Source organism: Streptomyces sp. NPDC104226, assembly GCF_055584085.1.
In genome coordinates this window covers 99,723-119,956 of the sequence record NZ_JBVJMS010000006.1, presented here as the reverse complement: position 1 = coordinate 119,956, position 20,234 = coordinate 99,723, and the positions used below count along the sequence as shown (strand labels likewise).

Below are 20,234 nucleotides of genomic sequence, written 5' to 3'. Positions count from 1 at the left end.
TGGACATCTGGACTTCTGGACGGAACGCATGGATACGTACGAGTACGTGGTGGCCGACGTCTTCACCAAGGTCCCACTGGAAGGAAATCCGACCGCGGTCTTCCTGGACTCCGCCGGGCTGTCGGCCGAGCGGATGCAGCAGATCGCGCAGGAGATGCACCTGTCGGAGACGGTCTTCGTCCTCCCAGCGGAGGCCGACGGCGATGTGAAGGTCCGCATCTTCACGCCCGTCAACGAGCTGCCGTTCGCCGGGCACCCGACCCTGGGCACGGCCATCGTGCTCGGCGAGTCGCACGCCTCGAAGGAGCTCCTGATGGAGACCGCCATGGGCACCGTCGCGTTCGAACTGGAGCGTGACGACGACGGCCGGGCCGACGCGGCCGGCATGTGGCAGCCCGTCCCCACCTGGGAGGCCTACGACCGCGCGGACGAACTGCTCGCCGCCCTCGACCTGTCGGCCGCCGGCAGCACCCTGCCGGTCGAGGTCTACCACAACGGGCCGCGGCACGTGTTCGTCGGCCTGGACGGCGTGGCCGCGCTCTCCGCCCTGGAGCCGGACCACAGGAGTCTCGCCCGGCTCCCCGACATGGCCGCCAACTGCTTCGCCGGCTCGGGCACCGAGTGGAGACTGCGGATGTTCTCGCCCGCCTACGGCGTGGTCGAGGACGCGGCCACGGGCTCGGCCGCCGGGTCCCTCGCCGTACACTTGGCGCGGCACGGCCTGATCCCGTTCGGGGAGTGGATCAGCATCCGCCAGGGGGTCGAGATGGGCCGCCCATCGACGATGCACGCCCGGGCCATGGGGACGCCGGAGCGGATCGATTCGGTCCATGTGGCGGGATCCGCCGTGGTCATCGCACGGGGAACGCTGTACGCGTAACCAGCCCTGTGAGGAACCGAGGAACCGAGGAACCGAGGAAGGGCCGCCGCAGTGTCCGATGGTGACGGGTTGTTCGAGTTACCGCTGTCCGAAGCCGCCCCGCCGCCCCCGGAGACGGAGGCCGCACGGGCCACCGCGCCGCTGGCCGCGCGGATGCGTCCCCGGACGCTCGCCGAGGTCGTCGGCCAGGCGCACCTGCTGGGTCCCGGCGCACCGCTGCGCCGGCTGGCGGAGGGCGGCGAGGCCTCGTCCGTACTGCTCTACGGGCCCCCCGGCACCGGGAAGACCACGATCGCCCGGCTGCTCGCCGCCGTCGACACCCGCCACTTCGTCGCCCTGTCCGCGCTGTCCAGCGGGGTCAGGGAACTGCGCGAGGTGATGGACGCGGCGCGGCTGCGCCGGGACCGTCAGAACCGGCGGACCGTGCTGTTCATCGACGAGGTGCACCGCTTCTCCAAGAACCAGCAGGACGCCCTGCTGAGCGCCGTCGAGGACCGGCTCGTCCTGCTGGTCGCCGCCACCACGGAGAACCCGTCGTTCTCGGTGGTGACGCCGCTGCTCTCGCGGATGCTGGTGCTCCAGCTCCAGTCCCTGGACGAGGAGGACCTCCGCGCCCTGCTGCGGCGTGCGGTGAAGGACGAGCGCGGGCTCGGCGGTTCGGTCTCGCTGTCCCCCGAGGCCGAGGACGCCCTGGTGCGGCTCGCGGCCGGCGACGCCCGCAGCGCACTGACCGCACTGGAGGCGAGCGCAGACGGGGTGACCGACACCGGCGGCACGGTGATCGACGTACCGGCCGTGGAACGGGCCGTCACCGAGACCACCGTGCGCTACGACCGCCAGGGCGACCAGCACTACGACGTCATCAGCGCGTTCATCAAGTCGATCCGCGGCTCGGACCCCGACGCCGCGCTGCACTACCTGGCCCGGATGCTCGTGGCCGGGGAGGATCCGCGGTTCATCGCGCGACGGCTGCTGGTGCACGCCAGCGAGGACGTCGGGCTGGCGGATCCCACGGCCCTGCAGGCGGCCGTCGCGGCGGCGCAGACGGTCCAGCTGATCGGCATGCCCGAGGCCCGTCTCGCCCTCGCGCAGGCCACCGTGCACCTGGCCACGGCGCCGAAGTCGAACGCCCTGATCACCGCGATCGACGAGGCCATGTCCGACGTCCGGGCGGGCGCCGTCGGAGAGGTCCCCGCCCACCTGCGGTACGGCCGCTACAAGGGTGCCCGGGAGCTGGGCAACGCGATCGGCTACCGGTACCCGCACAAGGCCCCGGACGGGGTCCAGGAGCAGCAGTACCCGCCGGACGGGCTCGTGGGGAAGGACTACTACCGCCCCACTCGGCACGGCGGGGAGCACGTCCTGCACGAGCGCCTCGCCAAGCTCCGCCGCGTGATCCGGGGCGACCGGGGAGACCGAGGGGACCGCGGAGACCGGGGATAGCCCACTGCCCGTGCCGGTTCTACGGGCGCGGGCAGCGGACGGACACGGTCGCGTTACGCGACGGCAGTGCCTTCGAGCTCGACCAGCTGGCCGGGGATCGCCAGACGCGAGACCCCGAGCATCGTGGTGGTCGGCGCGACCTGGGCGGCGCCCAGACGTCCCGCCAGCACGCCGTAGTGCTGGAAGAGCAGGTCGACGTCGGTCGTGTAGACGTTGAGGCGGACGAGGTTCGCGAGGGTCATGCCGGCCTCGGCGAGCACCGCCTCGATGTTGTCGATGCTCAGGGCCAGTTGGGCCGCCAGGTCACCGTCGTGCTCGGGCTTGCCTTCGCTGCTCATCGCCGTCTGGCCCGAGATGTACAGGGTGCGCGAGTGCCCGGAGACGACCTCGCCCTGGTTGAACCCCATCTCGACCGACCACGACACCGGGTTGACCGCAGTTCGTTCCATGTCGCACAAGCTCCATTCGGATCACGTGAAGGTACGGACGCCCATCGGCCCGGCAGGAGCCCAGCTCTGACGTCGTGTCATCGAGCCTTGCAACTAAACCTGACATCCTCGGTCACGTATTTTGGTTAAAATTTCTATGTGCGCGCTGACCGATTAGTCTCGTTGGTACTCCTTCTGCGCCAGCGCGGACGGATGACCGCCGACGCCCTGGCCCGCGAACTGCGCGTGTCCACCCGTACGGTGCTGCGCGATGTGGAGGCGCTGTCCGCGGCCGGCCTGCCGGTCTACGCCGAACGCGGCCGGCACGGCGGTTTCGTGCTGCTGCCCGATTTCCAGACAGCGCTCACCGGACTGAACCACGACGAGGCGCTCGCCCTGGTGGTCGCCGGATCGCGCCGCGGATCAGAGCTGTTCGGCCTCGGTTCGGCGCTCGCCTCGGCCATGCTCAAACTGGTCGACGCCCTGCCCGAGGGCCTTCGGGAATCCGCGGCCGGCGCGGCGCAGAGGCTGCTCATCGAACCGGAGACCGACCTCCTCTCGCGCCGGGCGGCCGCGGACGAGGTGCCCGACGGCATCGTGGCGGAGATCCGCCACGCCGTCTTCTCAGGACGCAAGCTGAAGCTCAGTTACGCGGCCGCGGGCCAGGTCCCGAAGTGGCGCACGGTGGATCCGATCGGCCTGGTCACCGTGCGCGGGCAGGGCTATCTGCTGGCCACGCGGTACGGCGCGGACCGCACGTACCGGCTGTCCCTCGTACTGGCCGCCGAGGCGCTCGACGCGCCCGCGCAGCGGCCGGACACCGTCGACCTGGACCGGACCTGGCAGGAGCACAACGCGCAGTTGCGGACCGGGGGCGACCAGGTCACCGTGCTGGTCCGGGTGGACCCGGCGCGGCGGGACCAGCTGGTGGACACCGCGCTGGCCGTCCGCGACGAAGAGGCCCATGCGGACGGCTGGCTGCGGATGAGCGTGGTGTTCCAGGACGCGCGGCACGCCGAATGGGCCCTGTGGCAGCACTCCACGTACGCGGAGGTCCTGGCCCCGCAGGGACTGCGCGCCTCCCTGCACCACCGCGCCGCCACGATCGCCATCCGGTACGGGGGCGGGCCCGCCCGTCCGGTTTCCGAACAGGATTGACCGGATTACGTTCTTGACGGACAGTCACCCTCTCGCCCACCATCAGGCTCGCACTGACGCACGACGCACTGCCGTACCCACGCAGGAGCGACGGCGCCCAGGCACGCTCACCCGCGCCACCCGCACGTTCCGCACACATCCCCAGTACGGAATCCCGGAGCCCCCACATGAGCCTGTCCGTCTCCCGGCGTCTGGCCGCCGTGACCGCCCTCGCGGTCGCCGGTCTGTTCGCCGCCACCGCCCCCGCCGCGCTCGCCTCGCCGACCTCGGTCGCCGCCGCGCCCACGCCGCCCGACATCCCGCTGGCCAACGTCAAGGCACACCTGACGCAGCTGCAGTCCATAGCCACCGCCAACGGCGGCAACCGCGCCCACGGCAGGGCCGGCTACAAGGCCTCGATCGACTACGTGAAGGCCAAGCTGGACGCGGCCGGTTTCACGACCAGCCTGCAGACCTTCACCTCCAGCGGCGCCACCGGCTACAACCTGATCGCCGACTGGCCGGGCGGTGACCCCAACTCGGTCCTGATGTCCGGCTCGCACCTCGACTCGGTGACCTCGGGCCCGGGCATCAACGACAACGGCTCCGGCAGCGCCGCCGTCCTGGAGGCCGCGCTCGCCGTCTCCCGGTCCGGCCTGACGCCCACGAAGCACCTGCGCTTCGGCTGGTGGGGCGCGGAGGAGCTGGGCCTGATCGGCTCGAAGTACTACGTGAACAACCTGCCGGCGGCCGAGAAGTCGAAGATCTCCGGCTACCTGAACTTCGACATGATCGGCTCGCCGAACCCGGGCTACTTCGTCTACGACGACGACCCCACGATCGAGCAGACCTTCAAGAACTACTACGCGGGCCTCGGCGTCCCCACCGAGATCGAGACCGAGGGCGACGGGCGCTCCGACCACGCGCCGTTCAAGAGCGCGGGCATCCCGGTCGGCGGCCTGTTCTCCGGCGCCGACTACACCAAGACGGCGGCCCAGGCGCAGAAGTGGGGCGGCACCTCCGGTCAGGCCTTCGACCGCTGCTACCACTCCTCCTGCGACACCACGGCGAACATCAACGACACCGCCCTGGACCGCAACTCCGATGCCATCGCCTACGCGATCTGGAACCTCGGCTTCGCCACGCCGGTCCCCCCGGGCCCGTCCTTCGAGAACACCGCGGACGTCACGATCCCGGACTCCCCCGCCGCCGCGGTGACCTCGCCGATCACGGTCTCGGGCGTCCCGGGGAACGCGCCGGCCACCACCAAGGTCGACGTGAACATCGTCCACACCTACATCGGTGACCTCGTGGTCGACCTGCTCGCCCCCGACGGCACCGTGTACAACCTGCACAACCGCACCGGCGGCAGCGCGGACAACATCGTCAAGTCCGTCACGGTCAACGCCTCCTCGGAGGTCGCCAACGGCGTGTGGAAGCTCCGGGTCAAGGACGCGGCCGCCCAGGACGTCGGCTACATCAACAGCTGGAAGATCACCTTCTAGCAGGGCCCCGGCCGGCCCGGCCCGGCGCAGCCCGGCCCGGCAGCCGATCTAGTCCTTCGGAGCTCCGGTGTGATCCGCGCGGATCATGCCGGAGCTCTCCTGGATCCGGGCGCGCAGCTCCTCCGCGACCGCCGCGACATCGGCGTGTCCCAGCTTCGCGGCCTCCACCAGATCGCCGAGTTCCTCCGGCGACGGCAGCTGCTTGGCCCCGGCGACGCGCAGGTACGAGCGGGTCGCGGCGGCGGCGTAGAACTCGTTCATCGGGGATTCCAGCGCCGGGCACACCGCGAGCGTGTGCAGAAACGCCGCGGCCCGCCACGCGGTGTCCGGGGCGGGCTGTTCGGGGACCAGGACGAGGTCGTTCTGGTGCCGGGCCACTGCGGCGGCCACTCCGGAGGGATCCCACACGGCGGGATCGGACGGGAGATGGTGGGCCAGAGCGGTCCAGGCCCACTCCATGGTGATCTTCAATGCCCGAACCGCTCCTGGAAGTAGCCCCAGTGGTCGGCGAACTCCTCGATCCCGGACAGGAAGTTCTTCCGGTCCTCGTCGAGCTCGCGTTCCGTGACTTCGGTGATCAGCGCGGTGACCGTCGTGCCCAGGGCCGCCGCCCGCGCCTTCAGGCGTTCGTGGAACTCTTCTTCCAGGCGGATGGTGACGTGTCTCGACATGGTTTTCACGGTACAGCGGGGTTGCTGTACAGAGGACCGGAACGGCCCAAGGGTGGGCAGGGACACAGCCCCCGCCCACCCTCGGACTTCCGTTCCGGCTCCGTGCCGGACTACTTGTTGGCGTCGGCCGCCTTCACCAGCTCGGCCTTGGTGACCGCGCCGACGTAGACCTTGCCGTCGTCCGTGATCAGGGCGTTGACCACGCGGGTCTTCAGGACGCGGCCCTCGCCGAACTTCCCGGAGACCTTCTCCCCGAGCGAGTCGAGGAACTGCGCGGCCCCCTTGGGCGCGTTCTTGTCCTTGGCCGCGTCGTCCATGCCCTTGAGGGTGTTGGTCGCGCCGGTCTCGATCCGGGCGATCGAGGTCCAGCCCTCGCCGAGGACCTTCGGCTCGCCCTTGCCGGCCTCGGCGCCGCCGATCAGGCCGCCGAGACCCGGGATGGACTGCAGCGCGTCCAGGCCGGCGTCCTTGTCGCCCTTGCCGTGCTCGCCGGCCGCGCCGCCCTCGGTCACCTTGGCGTCCTTGGGCGGGGTGAAGGCGAAGGTGTCGGCGGCGGGCTTGGAGAAGTCGACCTTGGTGAAGCCGGCGTCCACGATCGGCTTGCCGCCGTCGGTGGAGAGCACCTGCACGCGCAGCGGCACGCCGTTCTTCGCGTCCACCGCGATCTTCACCGAGGCGACCGTCGAGCCGGTCCCCTTCGGCTTCAGGACCAGCTGGTAGGCGTCGCGCCCGGCCACCTGGGCCGTGTCGCCGACGCTGACGTCGGTGGTCGTTCCGGCGGCCTTCAGGACCTCCTGGGCGATCTCCTGCGGGGAGGCCGGGAGGCCGTCGGCCTTGCGGTCGGCGCCCTTGTCAGCCTTTTCGCCCTTCTCGATCTTGTTGGAGGCATCCTTCTCGTGGAAGACCTCCTTCGACTTGGAGTCGTATCCCCAGACGTCGTCGCCGTTGTGGAGGAGGCTGTACTCGTCCTTGCCGTCCACGAAGGTGAGCTTCTGGCGGTCCGGGCCGTCGGCGGCCACGCGGAAGGTCTGGGTGCCGCCGCTCACCAGCTGGCTGAGCTTCTCCTGCGGGTCCGCGGAGCCGCCGGTCACGCCGCCACCGCCGCCCAGCAGGCCGGCCGGGAGGCTCGGCAGGCCCAGGTCCGTGCTGATCTTGGCGCTGCCGGACAGCTGCTGCACGTCCGAGGCCGCGATCTTCTCGATGAGCTGCTGGGCCGTGACCTTCGGCAGGTCCGGTCCGCCGGCGTTCGCGAAGGCCGGGACCATCGCGATCGTGCCGGCGACCACACCGAACACCGCGACCGGTACGGCGTACCGAGCGGCCTTGCGGGTCTTTGCGTTCGTTGCCATGTCTGTCTGCCCTACCTCTGTGTGTACGGCGGCGACCTACCGTCCAACGTGTACACGTCCACCCCGCGCCGCCACTCTCACCCGATCTGGTGGGGATGTGTCTCCATCTGACCAAAGAAGAGGGGGTCGGGGCGTCAGCCCCCGGAGCCAACTGTGCGTACGCCCCAGGGATGACATGACGAGGGCCCGGCCTCCCCCACCCGTAGGGGTTGCCGGGCCCTCGCCGCTGTTCCGTGCCCGGTCAGCCCGCGCGGTGGACCACGGCGTCGCAGAGCTCCACCAGCGCCGACTTCGCGAAGCAGTCGGGCAGCGGGGCCAGCGTGGCCCGCGCCTCCTCCGCGTACCGCACGGTGTCCTTGCGGGCCTGCTCCAGCGCCGGGTGGACCCGCAGCCGGGCGAGCACCTCGGCGTGCAGCGCGTCGTCCGTCAGATCGCCGTCCAGGAGCCGTACGAGCTCCACGTCCGCGGGGTCGCCGCCCTGGGCCGCCATCTCCCGCAGCCGCAGGACCGGGAGCGTCGGGATGCCCTCGCGCAGGTCGGTGCCGGGGGTCTTGCCGGACTCGTGCGAGTCGGAGGCGATGTCGAGGACGTCGTCGGCGAGCTGGAAGGCGGTGCCGAGCCGCTCGCCGTACTGGGTCAGGATGTCGACGACCGACTCGTCGGCGCCGGACATCATCGCGCCGAAGCGGCCGGAGACCGCGATCAGCGAGCCGGTCTTGCCGGCGATGACGTCGAGGTAGTGCTCGACCGGGTCGCGGCCGTCGCGCGGGCCCGCCGTTTCCAGGATCTGGCCCGTCACCAGCCGCTCGAACGCCTCGGCCTGGACCCGTACGGCCTCGGGGCCGAGGTCCGCCAGGATGTGCGAGGCGCGGGCGAACAGGAAGTCACCCGTCAGGACGGCCACGGAGTTGCCCCAGCGGGCGTTGGAGCTCTCCACGCCGCGGCGCACGTCCGCCTCGTCCATGACGTCGTCGTGGTAGAGCGTCGCCAGGTGGGTCAGCTCCACGACCACGGCGGAGGGGACGATCCCGGGCGCGTAGGGATCGCCGAACCGGGAGGCGAGCATCACCAGCAGCGGCCGGAAGCGCTTGCCGCCGGCGCGCACCAGGTGCTGTGCGGCCTCGGTGATGAAGGGGACTTCGCTCTTGGTGGCTTCCAGCAGACCCGCCTCGACGGCGGCCAGTCCGGCCTGGACATCGGTCTCAAGAGCCTGGTCCCGCACGCTCAGTCCGAACGGCCCGACGACGGTCACGAGGGGTACTCCTGTCTGCTGACGATCACCTTGACGATCACACGGATTGTCGATGTGTCGCTGCCATCACTCAAGCCAGCGTATCCGGTCTGTTTTCGATCACCCAGGGCGCCCGTCCGGCCACGGGCACCCTACAGGCCGGGCGACGCCCCATGCGCCCCGGTATGTTCTAGAGCAGCCGAAACAACCGGAGAATGCGTTTTGTCCAGAACTGCTACCGATATAGACGAGCCTTCGGACCCGGAGGCCGACCAGCCGCCGCCCGGCGACGACCACGCCTTCCTCGGGCACCCCAGGGGCCTGGCCACGCTCTCCGGGCTGGAAGTCTGGGAGCGCTTCTCGTTCCTGGGCATGCAGGCCATCCTCGTCCTCTATTTCGCGGACACGGTGGCGAACGGCGGCCTGGGGATGAACCCGGGCACCGCGGCCTCCGTCTCGGCGGCCTACGGGACCATGGTCTACCTCGTCTCCGTCGCCGGCGGGTGGCTCGCCGACCGGATCCTCGGTTCGTACCGCGCCGTGCTCTGGGGCGGCATCCTGATCGCCTGCGGCCACTACGCCATGGCCGTGCCGACCGCCGCCATGACCTGGGTGGGCCTCGGCCTGATCAGCGCCGGCACCGGCCTGCTGAAGCCGAACGTGGCCAGCATGGTCGGCAAGCTGTACAGGACGGACGACGACCGGCGCGACGCCGGCTTCGCCCTGTACTACATGGGCATCAACATCGGCGCCTTCGCCGGCCCCCTGATCACCTCCTGGCTCGGCGAGCACCAGGGCTGGCACTGGGGGTTCTCCGCCGCCGCGATCGGCATGACCGCGGGCCTGATCCAGTACGTCCTGGGCCGCCGCCACCTGGCCGGGCGCAAGCACTCCGCCGAGTTCGCGCTCGCGCCCGACGCGATGCGCTCGGCCGTGACGAAGATCATTGGCGGCATCGTGCTCTTCGCCGCCGTCGCCACTCTTCTGGCGGTACTGGGCTGGCTGACGATGGACCGGTTCGTCGACCTGCTCACCCTGATCTCGGTGATCGCGCCGATCGTCTACTTCGCCGTCATGTTCCGCAGCGACCGGGTGACGCCCGCCGAGCGGGGGCGCCTGCGCCCGTACGTGGTCCTCTTCCTGGCCTCGGTGGCGTTCAACTTCATCCTCTTCCAGGCGTACTCGACGATGATGCTGCTCGCCTCGACGAACGCCCGGACCGAGATCCTCGGCTTCGACTTCCCGGCCGGCTGGTACGCCTCCGCGCTCGGCGCGTTCGAGGTGCTCCTGGCCCCGGTCGTGGCCGCGCTGTGGGTCCGGATGGGCCGCCGGCAGCCGCACGCCTCCAACAAGATCGCCATCGGCGTGGTCCTGGGCGGCCTGTCCTTCCTCCTGATGGTCATCCCCACCTCCGGGCACTCGGGCGACACGTACAAGATGGCCGCCTGGTGGATCGTCGGCTCCTACCTGCTGCTCGGACTCGGTGACGTCCTGCTGGAGACCTCCGGCATGTCGGCCACCACGAAGCTCGCCCCGAAGGCGTTCGCCAGCCAGACGATGGCCCTGTGGTTCCTCTCCCTCGCCCTGGCCAACGGCATCCAGGCGCAAGTGGTCAAGCTCTACGGCCAGGTCTCCAACCCCGCCTACTTCGGCGTCAACGGCGCCATCGCCGTCGCGGTGGGACTGGCCGTGATGGCGCTGGCGCCGTGGCTCAAGCGCACGATGCACCCCGTCCACTGACCGCCGGAGCTCCGATGATCATCCGTACCGAGTTCCCCTACGGGACCACCCACGAGGACGTCCGGATCCCGATGCGGGACGGCACCGAGCTGTACGCCCGCATCTGGCGGCCGGTCACCGACGAGCCCGTCCCGGCCCTGCTGGAGTACCTCCCGTACCGCCTCACCGACTGGACCGCCCCGCGCGACTGGCAGCGCCACCCCTGGTACGCGGGCCACGGCTACGCCTCCGTACGGGTCGACGTCCGCGGCCACGGCAACAGCGGCGGCGACCCGGGCGACGAGTACGACGCGCAGGAACTCGCCGACGGGGTCGCGGTCGTCGAATGGCTGGCGGCCCAGCCCTGGTGCACGGGGTCGGTCGGCATGTTCGGCATCTCCTGGGGCGGCTTCAACAGCCTCCAGATCGCCGCCCTCGCACCGGAGCCGCTCAAGGCCGTCGTCACCGTCTGCTCCACCGACGACCGCTTCGACAACGACGTGCACTACATGGGCGGCTCCCTTCTCGCCGTGGACATGCACGCCTGGTCGGCGACCATGCTCGCCTTCGCCTCCCGCCCGCCGGACCCGCTCTACGCGGGCGAGGGCTGGCGCGACCAGTGGCTCTCCCGCCTCGGCGCGGTGGAACCCCTCGTGCACACCTGGCTCTCCCACCAGACCCGCGACGCGTACTGGCGCCACGGCTCCGTCTGCGAGGACTACGGCGCGATCGGCGCGGCCGTCCTCGCCGTCGGCGGCTGGCACGACCCGTACCGCGACACCGTGCTGCGGCTGGTCGCCGCGCTCCCCGCCGACCGGGTCCGGGGCCTGATCGGCCCCTGGTCGCACCAGTACCCCGACCGGGGGCTGCCGCCGGGGCCCGCCATCGGCTTCCTCCAGGAGACCCTGCGCTGGTGGGACCACTGGCTCAAGGGCAAGGACACCGGCGTGATGGCCGAGCCGGCACTGCGCTCCTGGATCTCCGAGTCGCACCCGCCCGCGACGACGTACGAAACCCTGCCCGGCCGCTGGGTCGGCGACCCGTCCTGGCCCTCGCCGAACGTCGACCCGGTCACGTACGCCTTCCAGGGCGCGCCGGTGATCGTGGCCTCCCCGCAGCACACGGGCCTGGACGCGGGCCGCTTCTTCCCCTTCGGCAACGACGCCGACCTGCCTCCGGACCAGCGCGAGGAGGACGCGAAGTCGGCCTGCTTCGAGTTCCCGGTGGGTGACGGCTCCGGCCCGGTGGAGATCCTGGGCCGCCCGGTGGTCCGGCTGCGGCTGCGCATGGACGTCCCCTACGGGCAGGTCGTGGCCCGGCTCTGCGACGTGGCCCCGGACGGCTCCTCGACGCTGGTCACGCGGGGCGTGCTCAACCTGTCCGCCCGGCAGGGCCGGGACAAGGCGGTCCCCTGGCCGCCGGGCCGGTACGAGGACGTGGTCTTCGAGCTGAACGGCATCGGCCACTCCTTCCCGCCCGGCCACCGCATCCGCGTCGCCCTGTCCTCCGCCTACTGGCCGTGGATCTGGCCGCGCGCCGGCTCGGAGCACGGCTGGACCCTGGACCCGGCGGGCAGCGCGGTGGAACTCCCGATCCGCGACCCTTCCTCCGACGGGGAGCCGATCCTCTTCGAAGCTCCCGAGCAGTCGGAGGCGCTGGGCGTCTCCTACCCGGCGACCCTGGACGCCCCCCGCCCGGAACGGCTCGTCGTACGGGACGTCGCGCGCGGGACGTGGCGCCTGGAGGTGGACCCGCGCTACGGCGGTACCCGGGTCTACCCCGACGGCCTCGAATTCAGCGAGGACGCCCTCGAAATCTACGAGATCCAGGAGGCGGACCCCCTGTCCGCCCGGACCCACTCCACCTGGACGGTCCGCCTGCACCGGCCGGAGCTGGGCTGGGACGTGTCGGTGGTGACCCGCTCGGAGATCACCTGCGACGAGGGCGGCTTCCTCACCTCGAACGAGGTGGTCTGCCGCGAGGCCGACGAGGTCCTCTTCCACCACACCTGGGAACGCCGCCTGCCCCGCGCGGCGGTCTGAGGGCGGCACACGGGCTGACCGGAACCCGCCCCGGGGCAGGACCTGTTCGGTTTCAATGGGGGAGGGAAGCGGTCGTCACGTAGGGGGAGCGATGAGCGGCAGCCTGCCCGCCGGGAACGACGTGCCGACGGCCACCCGGACGACGCGCACCAGGCGCATGTCCGAGGTCGCGGCCGTGGTGTCGGCCGGCACCGCCCTGGCGGCCCTGCTGTTCGGGCTGTTCGGTCTGACCGGCTCGGGCAACGGCGCGCGTACACCGGGGGCGGCCCCGGGCACCACCACGTCCCAGCCGCCTCCCGAAACGCCTTCTGCCACCCCCACCACGACGGCCACGCCCACGCGGTCCGCTGCCGCCTCCCCGACGCCCACGAAGCCGCTCGCACCGCCGCCGGCCGGTTGGCACCGGGTCGACGCCAAGGCGCTCACCGCCTCGCTCGCCGTCCCCGCCGGCTGGAAGATCAACGACGACGACGCGCTGCACGTCAACTGGTTCTCCCCCGACGGCCGCTACGTGATCGGCGTCAAACGCGACAGCACCCACGGCAGCAGCGCCCAAGCGGCCTCCATCGGACAGCTCGCCTGGTACCGCAAGCCCGCCGAGTCCAAGATGCAGGACCTCTCGTTCGAGTCCCAGCCCATCGAACAGGACGGCAGGACCGCTGTCCGGCTGGACCTGGACTTCCGCTGGGAGGGCCAGACCGCACGCGCCCACCGGATCGAACTCTTCGTGGCGGGTGAGGGTGGTCAGGTCTACCAACTGCTGGTCGAGGACAAGGAGCGGCAGAAGGATCCGGCATCCGTCACCGAACTCTTCGAGACCGCCCGCGCCCACCTGCGCATCGACGTGCGCTGATCCGCCCCCTCCGGCCCCGGCCGACGGCTAGCCGAACAGCCGCTCCAGGACCACCGCGATGCCGTCCGCCTCGTTCGAGAGGGTGACCTCGTCGGCGACGGCCAGCAGCTCCCGGTGGGCGCCGGCCATGGCGACCCCGTGGGCCGCCCACGCGAACATCGGGATGTCGTTCGGCATGTCGCCGAAGGCGATCGTCGAGGAGCCGGCGACGTCCAGGAGCGCCGCCGCCACCGCGAGGCCGCTCGCCTTGTCGATCCCCGGGGGCTGGAGCTCCACCGTGTGCTCGCCCGCCATGGTGACGTTGACCAGGTCCCCGACCACGCCCCGGGCGATCTCCGTCAGTTCGTCGTCCGAGAGGCGGGGGTGCTGGAGGAGCACCTTGTTGATCGGGGAGGCCCAGAGGTCGGACCGCCGGGCCACCGCCACCGTCGGCAGGTGCGGGTGCCACATCCGGTAGCCCGGCCCTATCAGCATCTCCGCGTCGACGCCCTCCTGGTTGACCGCGGCCCAGACCTCGCCGACCTCCGCCTCGATCTTCCCGAGGGCCACCTCCGCCAGCTCCCGGTCCAGGGACACGGAGTGCAGCATCCGGCTCGCCGCCGCGTCGTAGACCTGCGCTCCCTGCCCGCACACCGCGAGTCCCGTGTAGCCGAGGCCGTCCAGGACGTGGCGGACCTGCGGGACGGGGCGGCCTGTCACGATGATGTGCCGGGCGCCGGCCGCGCGGGCGGCGGCGAGAGCGGCGGAGGAACGGGCCGAAACGGTGTCTCCGGCGCGCAGCAGAGTCCCGTCCAGGTCGGTGGCCACGAGTGCATAGGGGAGGGCGGAAGTCACGCGTTCAAGGATACGGACCCCCTCGGACAAGTCCTACAAATACTGCCCGAATCCGGCCTCCCGCACGCCCCACCAGCCCCTTAACCTGTCAAGCAGCCCCCGGGACACCCCCGGGCAGCGTCGAAAGCGAGGCAGCACCCCATGCCCCAGCAGAGCCCCCTCGACATCCCCGAGGGCGACCCGTTCGGGCCGCACAACCTCCCCTACGGCGTCTTCTCCACCGCCGGGGACGAGCGCCGCCGCATCGGTGTCCGCATCGGCGGGTACGTGCTCGACGCCGGCGCCGCCGCGGCCGCGCTCGGCTCCCCGTACGCCGGACTGCTCGGGCAGCCCTCCCTCAACCCGCTGCTCGCCGCGGGCCGCACCGCCTGGAAGGACGTGCGCCGCGCGCTGACCGCGTGGGTCACCGACCCCGGCCACCGGCCCTCCGTGGAACCGCACCTGCTGCCCCTCGAAGACGCCGTGCTGCACCTGCCGTACGAGGTCGCCGACTACGTCGACTTCTATGCGAGCGAGCACCACGCCACCAACGTCGGCAGGATGTTCCGGCCGGACGGGGACGCTCTGACCCCCAACTGGAAGCACCTGCCCATCGGCTACCACGGCCGGGCCGGAACCATCGTGGTGTCCGGCACCGACGTCGTGCGCCCCGCGGGCCAGCGCAAGGCTCCCGCCGACCCGGCGCCCGTCTTCGGGCCCTCCGTGAAGCTCGACATCGAGGCCGAGGTCGGCTTCGTCGTCGGCACCCCCTCGGAGCAGGGCCGCCCCGTGGCCCTCGCCGACTTCGAGGAGCACGTCTTCGGGCTGTTCCTGCTCAACGACTGGTCCGCGCGCGACATCCAGGCCTGGGAGTACGTGCCGCTCGGCCCCTTCCTCGGCAAGTCCTTCGCCACCTCCGTCTCCGCCTGGGTCACCCCGCTGGAGGCCCTCGACGCGGCCCGGGTCGCCCCGCCCGCCCGGGACTTCCCGCTCCTGCCCTACCTCGACGACTCCGCCGCCGACCGGCCCGGCGGCTTCGACCTGCACATCACCGTTTCCATCAACGGGCAGGAAGTGGCGCAGCCGCCGTTCGCGTCGATGTACTGGACCGCCGCCCAGCAGCTCGCCCACATGACCGTCAACGGCGCCTCCCTGCGCACCGGCGACGTGTACGGCTCGGGCACCGTCAGCGGCCCCGAGGTCGACCAGCGCGGCTCGCTGCTGGAGCTCACCTGGAACGGCCGCGACGCCATCGAGCTCACCGACGGCAAGCGCACCTTCCTGGAGGACGGGGACACCGTCACGCTCACCGCATGGGCACCGGGCGCCGACGGCACCCGCGTGGGCCTCGGCGAGGTCAGTGGCCGCATCGTGGGCACCCGCTAGTCCGCATCCCGGGACGCGCCGCTACGGCGGGGTGGCGGATCTTTCCGCCGCCCCGCCGTTTGCGCAGGTCACAGCCGTACGCGAACACCCGCGAGTGGCGCAACACTGCGGCAACACCACCGACCCGGCCCCCTCGGTATGTTCCGTGCCATGCCAGCCGAACGCACCCGCGAACACACCGTCCCGGTCGCCGCCGCGCGCCGCCGGCGGCTGCGCGCGGACCAGGCGCGACAGCTCGCCGACCTGCTGCGCCACCAGATCCTGGCGGGCGGCTACCCCACCGGCGTCCTCCCGCTGGAGGACGCCCTCGCCGCCGACTACGGCGCCGGCCGCAACACCGTGCGCCAGGCCCTGGACCTGCTGCGCGGCGAACAGCTCGTCGAGCGCCGCCCCGGGGTCGGCACCGTCATCGTGTGCGCCAAGTACCCGCACGGCCTCGACCGCCTGCAGGGTCTGGCCGAAACCCTCCACGAACACGGCCGCGTCACCAACGAGGTCCGCACCGTCGGCCCCGTCCGCGCCCCGGCCCCCGTCGCCGGCCGGCTGCGCCTGCCCGAGCACTCCGACGTGCTGTACATCGAGCGGCTGCGCCGCCTGAACGGGCTGCCGCTCTCGCTCGACCTGACGTACGTCCCCCTGGACATCGGCGCGGACCTGATCGGCTGCGACCTGGAGAACACCGACGTCTTCCGGCTGCTGGAGTCCCTGACCGGGCAGCCGCTCGGCCACGCCGAGATCACCCTCGAAGCCGTCAACGCCGACGCGCACTCCGCCGCCGTCCTGCAGGCCCCGCGCGGGGCCGCCGTCCTGATGCTGGAGCGCCTCACCCACCTCGGCGACGGCCGGCCCGTGGACCTGGAGTTCATCCGCTTCCGCGGAGACCGGATCACCATGAGCGGCCTGCTGCACCGCACCGCCTGACGTCCCCACTCCCCCCTTTCCTGGAGACAGCCATGCCTCTGGTCCCCCAGCGCGGCGACGTGCCCGTGACCATCGACGAGTCCCTGTGCATCGACGGCTGCACCCTCTGCGTCGACATGTGTCCGCTCGACTCCCTCGCGATCCGCGAGGACAACGGCAAGGCGTACATGCACGTGGACGAGTGCTGGTACTGCGGCCCGTGCGCCGCCCGCTGTCCCACCGGCGCGGTGACCGTCAACATGCCCTACCTGCTCCGGTGAAAGGCCCCGTCCCGATGCGTGCGCACTCCAAAGCCCTCGCTCCCGCCCTGCCCGCCCTGCTCCTCCTGGCTCCCCTGGCCACGGGGTGTTCCGAGGCCTCCGGCGCGGACGGCGGCTCCAAGACGGTCACGGTGACCGTCGGCTACCAGTCCAAGACCATCAACACCGTCACCGCCGGTACGCTCCTGCGCTCCCTCGGATACTTCGAGCAGGAGCTCGCGGCGCGCGGCAAAAAGGACGGGGTCACCTACAAGGTCGACTGGCAGGACTACGCCACCGGCGCCCCCATCACCGCCCAGATGACCGCCGGGAAGATCGACATCGGCTCGATGGGCGACTTCCCGCTCCTCATCAACGCGGCGCGCGGCAAGGAGCTGAAGCAGCCCACCCGCCTCGTCTCCGTCACCGGCTACAACCTGCGCGGCGGCCTCAACACCGTGGTCACCGCCCCCGACGCGAAGCTGGAGTCGCTCGCCGACCTGCGCGGCAAGAAGGTCTCCACCTCGATCGGTTCGGCGGCCGACGGGACGCTCGTACGGGCCCTGCAGCGCGCCGGGATCGATCCCGAGAAGGGCATCGAGAAGCTCAACCAGCAGCCCAGCGTGGGCGCTTCCGCCCTCCAGGCGGGCAGCGTCGACGCCCTGTCGCAGTTCGTCGCCTGGCCGGGCCAGCTGGCCTTCGAGGGCCGGGCCAAGGCCCTGTACGACGGGGCCGAGCTGAACCTGCCGACCTTCCACGGGGTCACCGTCCGCGAGAAGTTCGCGGCCGAACGCCCCGCGGTCCTCGACGACTTCCTGCGGGCCCAGCGCAAGGCGACCGAGCACCTGCGCACCCAGCCGGTCGCGGCGGCCGAGTCGGTGGCCAAGGAGACCGGACTGCCGGCGGAGGTCGTGTACCTCTACAACGGGGCCAACGGCATCGCGACCTTCGACCCGGCGCTGCGGCCGGAGCTGCTGGCGGCGCTGAAGGAGGACGTGCCCGTCCTCAAGGCGGCGAAGCTGGTGGACTCCGTCGACGTGGACGCCTTCGTGGACCCCGCGCCCCTGGCGCGTCTCGGCGTGGGCGCGGACTACCCGGTGGCCGCGGCGGCGCGCCCGGAGCTGTGGCTGAAGGAGGGCAACCGCACCCAGGCCTTCGAGACCCCGGCGGCCCTGCTGAAGGCGCTCAAGGCCGCCGGGGCGGGGGGTGTCCGGGCGGCGTACGTACCGGACGCGGTGACGGGCACGCTCTGGTTCGCCGACAAGGCCGTCTGGGTGGCGGAGGGGGTCGGGGGTGCGGAGGGAGCGGTTCTGCGTGCGTTCGTCACCCCGTCGGGTGCCAAGGCGTACGTCGACCAGCACGCGGGGTCCGGGGCGCGGATCGTGAGCTTCGCCGAAGCCGGAGCCCTCGCGTCATGACGGTCCGCCGCCGGCTGCTACGGCTGACGTCGCTCGCCGCGGCCCTGGCCGTATGGCAGCTCCTGACCTCCCTCGACGTCAACCTGTGGCTCCGCTTCGAGCAGTTCCCGACCGTGGGCGAGGTGGCCTCGACGTTCGCCGACCGGGCGACGACCGGCCCCTACTGGCAGGACCTCGGCTTCAGCCTGCGGCGCATCGTGACGGGCTTCGTCCTGGCGGCCGTCCTGGGGGTGGCGGCGGGCACCGCGATCGCCCGTTCGCGGCTCGCGGCGGACCTGCTGGGACCGGTCCTCGAAGTCCTGCGGCCGATCCCGGCGATCGCGCTGGTCCCGGTGGCGATCCTGCTCTTCCCCTCCAACGAGCAGGGGATCGTCTTCATCACCTGCGCGGCGGCGTTCTTCCCGGTCCTCGTCTCCACCCGGCACGCGGTGTCCGCGCTGTCCCCGGTGTGGGAGGAGGCCGTGCTGACGATGGGCGGGGGCCGGGCGCGGGTGCTCTTCTCCGTGGTGCTGCCGGGGGCGCTTCCCGGGATCTTCGGGGGGCTGTCGGTCGGCATCGGGGTGTCCTGGATCTGCGTGATCTCCGCCGAGATGATCTCCGGGGAGTACGGGGTGGGGTACCGCACCTGGCAGGACTACACGGTCGTGGACTACCCCGGGGTCTTCGTCGGGATGGCCACGATCGGTGCGCTGGGCTGGCTCACGTCGACGGCGGTCGAACGCACGGGCCGGCACTTGACGCGGTGGCTGCCGGGGCGGGGGATTCCGGTTCGCCGCGCGGCCTCCCCTGCGCCTCAAACGCCGGCGAGGCTGGATCTTGGCCGGCGTCAGCGTTTGCGTGACGGGTAGTCGGGGGTGGGGGCGGCTGCGGGTGGGGCGGGGCCGGGGGTGGGGTGGGGTGTTGTTCTGGACTCATGATTTAGGCGCCCTGTGCCGGGCTCCGACAAGGTGGCGACCTGTTCTCGCGCCACAAATCACGTTTTACGTCCAGACCAACACCCCACCCCACCCCCGTCCCCACCCCGCGCACCCCGATCGACTCCGACCGGCCGCTTTCCCAGCCCCGGCCGGGGGGCCGCTACCCCGGCCGGGCCCAGCGAGCCGTAGGCCTTGGCGAGCCTTCTGGCCTGACCGGGCGGATTCTCCGCCCTGGTTGGGGTGGAATCCCGGGCCCGGCGAGGCATCGGCCCCGGCGGGCCTCCTACCCCGGCCGGGGTGTGTTCCTTTCAGCCGTCCGGCGTTTGAGGACCCGGGTCTGGGGCGGAGCCCCAGGTGGTGTACGGGCGCAGCCCGGGGCCTCTTCCCGGCCCCGGCCGGGGGTACCCACCCAGCCCCGTCGGCGTTTGAGGCGGGGGTCCGGGCAGCGCCCGGGGAACGGTGGAAGGGCGGGTAGGGGACTTCGCCCCGCAGGGCCCACTCAGCCCCCGCACGGGAACTTCGCAACCGCAGGAAGGAAAAGGCTCATGTCCGCAGACACCCTCACCCCCGCCCCACCCACCGGCGCCACCCTCCACCTCAGGGACGTCCGCCTGGGCCACGCCACCCCCGTCCTCGACGGCGTCGACCTGGCCGTCGCCGGAGGCGAGGTGCTCACCGTCGTCGGCCCCTCCGGCTGCGGCAAGTCGACCCTGCTCCGCACCCTGGCCGGGCTCCTGCCCCCGCTGGCCGGCACCGTCACCCAGGACGGCACCCCGGTCACGGGCCCGCACGCCGACCGCGCGCTGGTGTTCCAGGACGACGCCCTCCTCCCCTGGCGCACGGTCCGCGCCAACGTCGAGCTGCCGCTGGCCATCCGCGGAGCCCCCCGCGCGGAGCGCCGAAGCACCGCCACCGACTGGCTGACCCGCGTCGGCCTCGCCGACCACGCCCACAAGCATCCGCACCAGCTCAGCGGCGGCCAGCGCCAGCGCGTGCAGTTGGCGCGCGCCCTCGCCGCCGCGCCCCGCGCCGTGCTGATGGACGAACCCTTCGGCGCGCTCGACGCCCAGACCCGCGCCGAGATGCAGGACCTCCTGGTGACCGTGCTGGCCGGCACCGGTGCCACCGTCGTCTTCGTCACCCACGACGTGGACGAGGCCCTGCACCTGGGCGACCGCGTCGCGCTGCTCGCCACCGGCGAGCTGATCGACGTACCGCATCCGCGCTCGCGGACGGCGGACCGTTCCGCTCTCCGCCGCCGCATTCTCGAATCCCTCTGAAA

At 71.8% G+C, this 20,234-nt stretch carries 19 protein-coding genes; 13 read left to right on the top strand and 6 right to left on the bottom strand.

Annotation, left to right across the window (positions count from 1 at the left end; translation table 11 throughout):
• Positions 1-28: 28 nt before the first annotated feature.
• Together ACZ60J_RS19785 and ACZ60J_RS19780 are read left to right on the top strand one after the other, a co-directional pair.
• Positions 29-880 carry a PhzF family phenazine biosynthesis protein gene (locus ACZ60J_RS19785; RefSeq protein ID WP_469683481.1) on the top strand — a complete coding sequence of 284 codons (852 nt, stop codon included), beginning with the start codon at positions 29-31 and terminating at the stop codon, positions 878-880.
• A gap of 69 nt (positions 881-949) precedes the next feature.
• The gene (locus tag ACZ60J_RS19780) at positions 950-2,323 is read left to right on the top strand and encodes a replication-associated recombination protein A (RefSeq protein ID WP_469683480.1); all 1,374 of its coding nucleotides are present in this window, start codon (positions 950-952) and stop codon (positions 2,321-2,323) included.
• Between the two features lie 53 nt (positions 2,324-2,376).
• Here ACZ60J_RS19780 and ACZ60J_RS19775 read toward each other — a convergent pair whose 3' ends face one another.
• On the bottom strand, positions 2,377-2,772 hold the full coding sequence (locus tag ACZ60J_RS19775; RefSeq protein ID WP_407837737.1) for a RidA family protein: 396 nt from the start codon (positions 2,770-2,772) through the stop codon (positions 2,377-2,379).
• Positions 2,773-2,910: 138 nt separating this feature from the next.
• Here ACZ60J_RS19775 and ACZ60J_RS19770 point away from each other — a divergent pair, with 138 nt between their 5' ends.
• Both ACZ60J_RS19770 and ACZ60J_RS19765 read left to right on the top strand, forming a co-directional pair.
• Positions 2,911-3,909: a helix-turn-helix transcriptional regulator gene (locus ACZ60J_RS19770; RefSeq protein ID WP_469683478.1), complete on the top strand. Its 999-nt coding sequence runs from the start codon at positions 2,911-2,913 to the stop codon at positions 3,907-3,909.
• A gap of 167 nt (positions 3,910-4,076) precedes the next feature.
• A complete protein-coding gene (locus ACZ60J_RS19765; RefSeq protein WP_469683476.1) occupies positions 4,077-5,393 on the top strand; it encodes a M28 family metallopeptidase in 1,317 nt (438 codons plus the stop codon).
• A 48-nt stretch (positions 5,394-5,441) separates the two neighbouring features.
• Here the strand turns inward: ACZ60J_RS19765 and ACZ60J_RS19760 are convergent, their stop codons facing one another.
• The 4 genes from ACZ60J_RS19760 to ACZ60J_RS19745 all read right to left on the bottom strand — a co-directional run bounded on the left by ACZ60J_RS19760 (position 5,442) and on the right by ACZ60J_RS19745 (position 8,665).
• Positions 5,442-5,864, bottom strand: coding sequence for a hypothetical protein (locus ACZ60J_RS19760; protein ID WP_469683474.1), 423 nt, complete (start codon positions 5,862-5,864; stop codon positions 5,442-5,444).
• Positions 5,861-6,064: a ribbon-helix-helix domain-containing protein gene (locus tag ACZ60J_RS19755; RefSeq protein WP_239516343.1), complete on the bottom strand. Its 204-nt coding sequence runs from the start codon at positions 6,062-6,064 to the stop codon at positions 5,861-5,863. Before ACZ60J_RS19755 ends, ACZ60J_RS19760 begins: the two co-directional genes overlap by 4 nt.
• Positions 6,065-6,174: 110 nt before the next feature.
• Positions 6,175-7,413, bottom strand: a complete 1,239-nt coding sequence (locus ACZ60J_RS19750) for a LolA family protein (RefSeq protein ID WP_469683472.1) — start codon at positions 7,411-7,413, stop codon at positions 6,175-6,177.
• A gap of 241 nt (positions 7,414-7,654) precedes the next feature.
• Positions 7,655-8,665: a polyprenyl synthetase family protein gene (locus ACZ60J_RS19745; protein WP_407837741.1), complete on the bottom strand. Its 1,011-nt coding sequence runs from the start codon at positions 8,663-8,665 to the stop codon at positions 7,655-7,657.
• Between the two features lie 201 nt (positions 8,666-8,866).
• On the opposite strand from ACZ60J_RS19745, the gene ACZ60J_RS19740 reads away from it, so the two are divergent.
• The 3 genes from ACZ60J_RS19740 to ACZ60J_RS19730 all read left to right on the top strand — a co-directional run bounded on the left by ACZ60J_RS19740 (position 8,867) and on the right by ACZ60J_RS19730 (position 13,258).
• Positions 8,867-10,384, top strand: a complete 1,518-nt coding sequence (locus ACZ60J_RS19740; protein ID WP_469683470.1) for a peptide MFS transporter — start codon at positions 8,867-8,869, stop codon at positions 10,382-10,384.
• A gap of 14 nt (positions 10,385-10,398) precedes the next feature.
• Positions 10,399-12,405 carry a CocE/NonD family hydrolase gene (locus tag ACZ60J_RS19735; protein WP_469683468.1) on the top strand — a complete coding sequence of 669 codons (2,007 nt, stop codon included), beginning with the start codon at positions 10,399-10,401 and terminating at the stop codon, positions 12,403-12,405.
• Positions 12,406-12,496: 91 nt separating this feature from the next.
• Positions 12,497-13,258: a hypothetical protein gene (locus ACZ60J_RS19730; protein ID WP_469683466.1), complete on the top strand. Its 762-nt coding sequence runs from the start codon at positions 12,497-12,499 to the stop codon at positions 13,256-13,258.
• Between the two features lie 27 nt (positions 13,259-13,285).
• On the opposite strand, the gene ACZ60J_RS19725 is transcribed toward ACZ60J_RS19730, so the two are convergent.
• Positions 13,286-14,092, bottom strand: coding sequence for a Cof-type HAD-IIB family hydrolase (locus ACZ60J_RS19725; protein ID WP_469683465.1), 807 nt, complete (start codon positions 14,090-14,092; stop codon positions 13,286-13,288).
• Positions 14,093-14,233: 141 nt separating this feature from the next.
• Here ACZ60J_RS19725 and fahA point away from each other — a divergent pair, with 141 nt between their 5' ends.
• The 6 genes from fahA (at position 14,234) to ACZ60J_RS19695 (ending at position 20,232) form a co-directional block, all read left to right on the top strand.
• A complete protein-coding gene (gene fahA, locus ACZ60J_RS19720) occupies positions 14,234-15,457 on the top strand; it encodes a fumarylacetoacetase (protein ID WP_469683463.1) in 1,224 nt (407 codons plus the stop codon).
• A gap of 150 nt (positions 15,458-15,607) precedes the next feature.
• Positions 15,608-16,378 carry a GntR family transcriptional regulator gene (locus ACZ60J_RS19715; RefSeq protein WP_469683461.1) on the top strand — a complete coding sequence of 257 codons (771 nt, stop codon included), beginning with the start codon at positions 15,608-15,610 and terminating at the stop codon, positions 16,376-16,378.
• Positions 16,379-16,410: 32 nt separating this feature from the next.
• Positions 16,411-16,638: a 4Fe-4S dicluster domain-containing protein gene (locus ACZ60J_RS19710; protein WP_030710222.1), complete on the top strand. Its 228-nt coding sequence runs from the start codon at positions 16,411-16,413 to the stop codon at positions 16,636-16,638.
• A 14-nt stretch (positions 16,639-16,652) separates the two neighbouring features.
• Positions 16,653-18,035, top strand: coding sequence for an ABC transporter substrate-binding protein (locus tag ACZ60J_RS19705; protein ID WP_469683459.1), 1,383 nt, complete (start codon positions 16,653-16,655; stop codon positions 18,033-18,035).
• Entirely contained in the window at positions 18,032-18,883 is an 852-nt protein-coding gene (locus ACZ60J_RS19700) for an ABC transporter permease (protein WP_469683457.1), read from the top strand. Before ACZ60J_RS19705 ends, ACZ60J_RS19700 begins: the two co-directional genes overlap by 4 nt.
• 614 nt (positions 18,884-19,497) lie before the next feature.
• Positions 19,498-20,232 (top strand): ABC transporter ATP-binding protein, encoded by a 735-nt coding sequence (locus ACZ60J_RS19695; protein ID WP_469683455.1) that lies wholly within the window; start codon positions 19,498-19,500, stop codon positions 20,230-20,232.
• Positions 20,233-20,234 lie beyond the last annotated feature (2 nt).

Bases quoted from the DNA above. Each gene is read 5' to 3' on its own strand.
- fahA (WP_469683463.1), top strand. From the start codon at position 14,234: ATGCCCCAGCAGAGCCCCCTCGACATCCCCGAGGGCGACCCGTTCGGG.
- ACZ60J_RS19715 (WP_469683461.1), top strand. From the start codon at position 15,608: ATGCCAGCCGAACGCACCCGCGAACACACCGTCCCGGTCGCCGCCGCG.
- ACZ60J_RS19750 (WP_469683472.1), bottom strand. From the start codon at position 7,413: ATGGCAACGAACGCAAAGACCCGCAAGGCCGCTCGGTACGCCGTACCG.
- ACZ60J_RS19735 (WP_469683468.1), top strand. From the start codon at position 10,399: ATGATCATCCGTACCGAGTTCCCCTACGGGACCACCCACGAGGACGTC.
- ACZ60J_RS19695 (WP_469683455.1), top strand. From the start codon at position 19,498: ATGTCCGCAGACACCCTCACCCCCGCCCCACCCACCGGCGCCACCCTC.
- ACZ60J_RS19785 (WP_469683481.1), top strand. From the start codon at position 29: ATGGATACGTACGAGTACGTGGTGGCCGACGTCTTCACCAAGGTCCCA.
- ACZ60J_RS19755 (WP_239516343.1), bottom strand. From the start codon at position 6,064: ATGTCGAGACACGTCACCATCCGCCTGGAAGAAGAGTTCCACGAACGC.
- ACZ60J_RS19775 (WP_407837737.1), bottom strand. From the start codon at position 2,772: ATGGAACGAACTGCGGTCAACCCGGTGTCGTGGTCGGTCGAGATGGGG.
- ACZ60J_RS19700 (WP_469683457.1), top strand. From the start codon at position 18,032: ATGACGGTCCGCCGCCGGCTGCTACGGCTGACGTCGCTCGCCGCGGCC.
- ACZ60J_RS19710 (WP_030710222.1), top strand. From the start codon at position 16,411: ATGCCTCTGGTCCCCCAGCGCGGCGACGTGCCCGTGACCATCGACGAG.
- ACZ60J_RS19730 (WP_469683466.1), top strand. From the start codon at position 12,497: ATGAGCGGCAGCCTGCCCGCCGGGAACGACGTGCCGACGGCCACCCGG.
- ACZ60J_RS19765 (WP_469683476.1), top strand. From the start codon at position 4,077: ATGAGCCTGTCCGTCTCCCGGCGTCTGGCCGCCGTGACCGCCCTCGCG.
- ACZ60J_RS19705 (WP_469683459.1), top strand. From the start codon at position 16,653: ATGCGTGCGCACTCCAAAGCCCTCGCTCCCGCCCTGCCCGCCCTGCTC.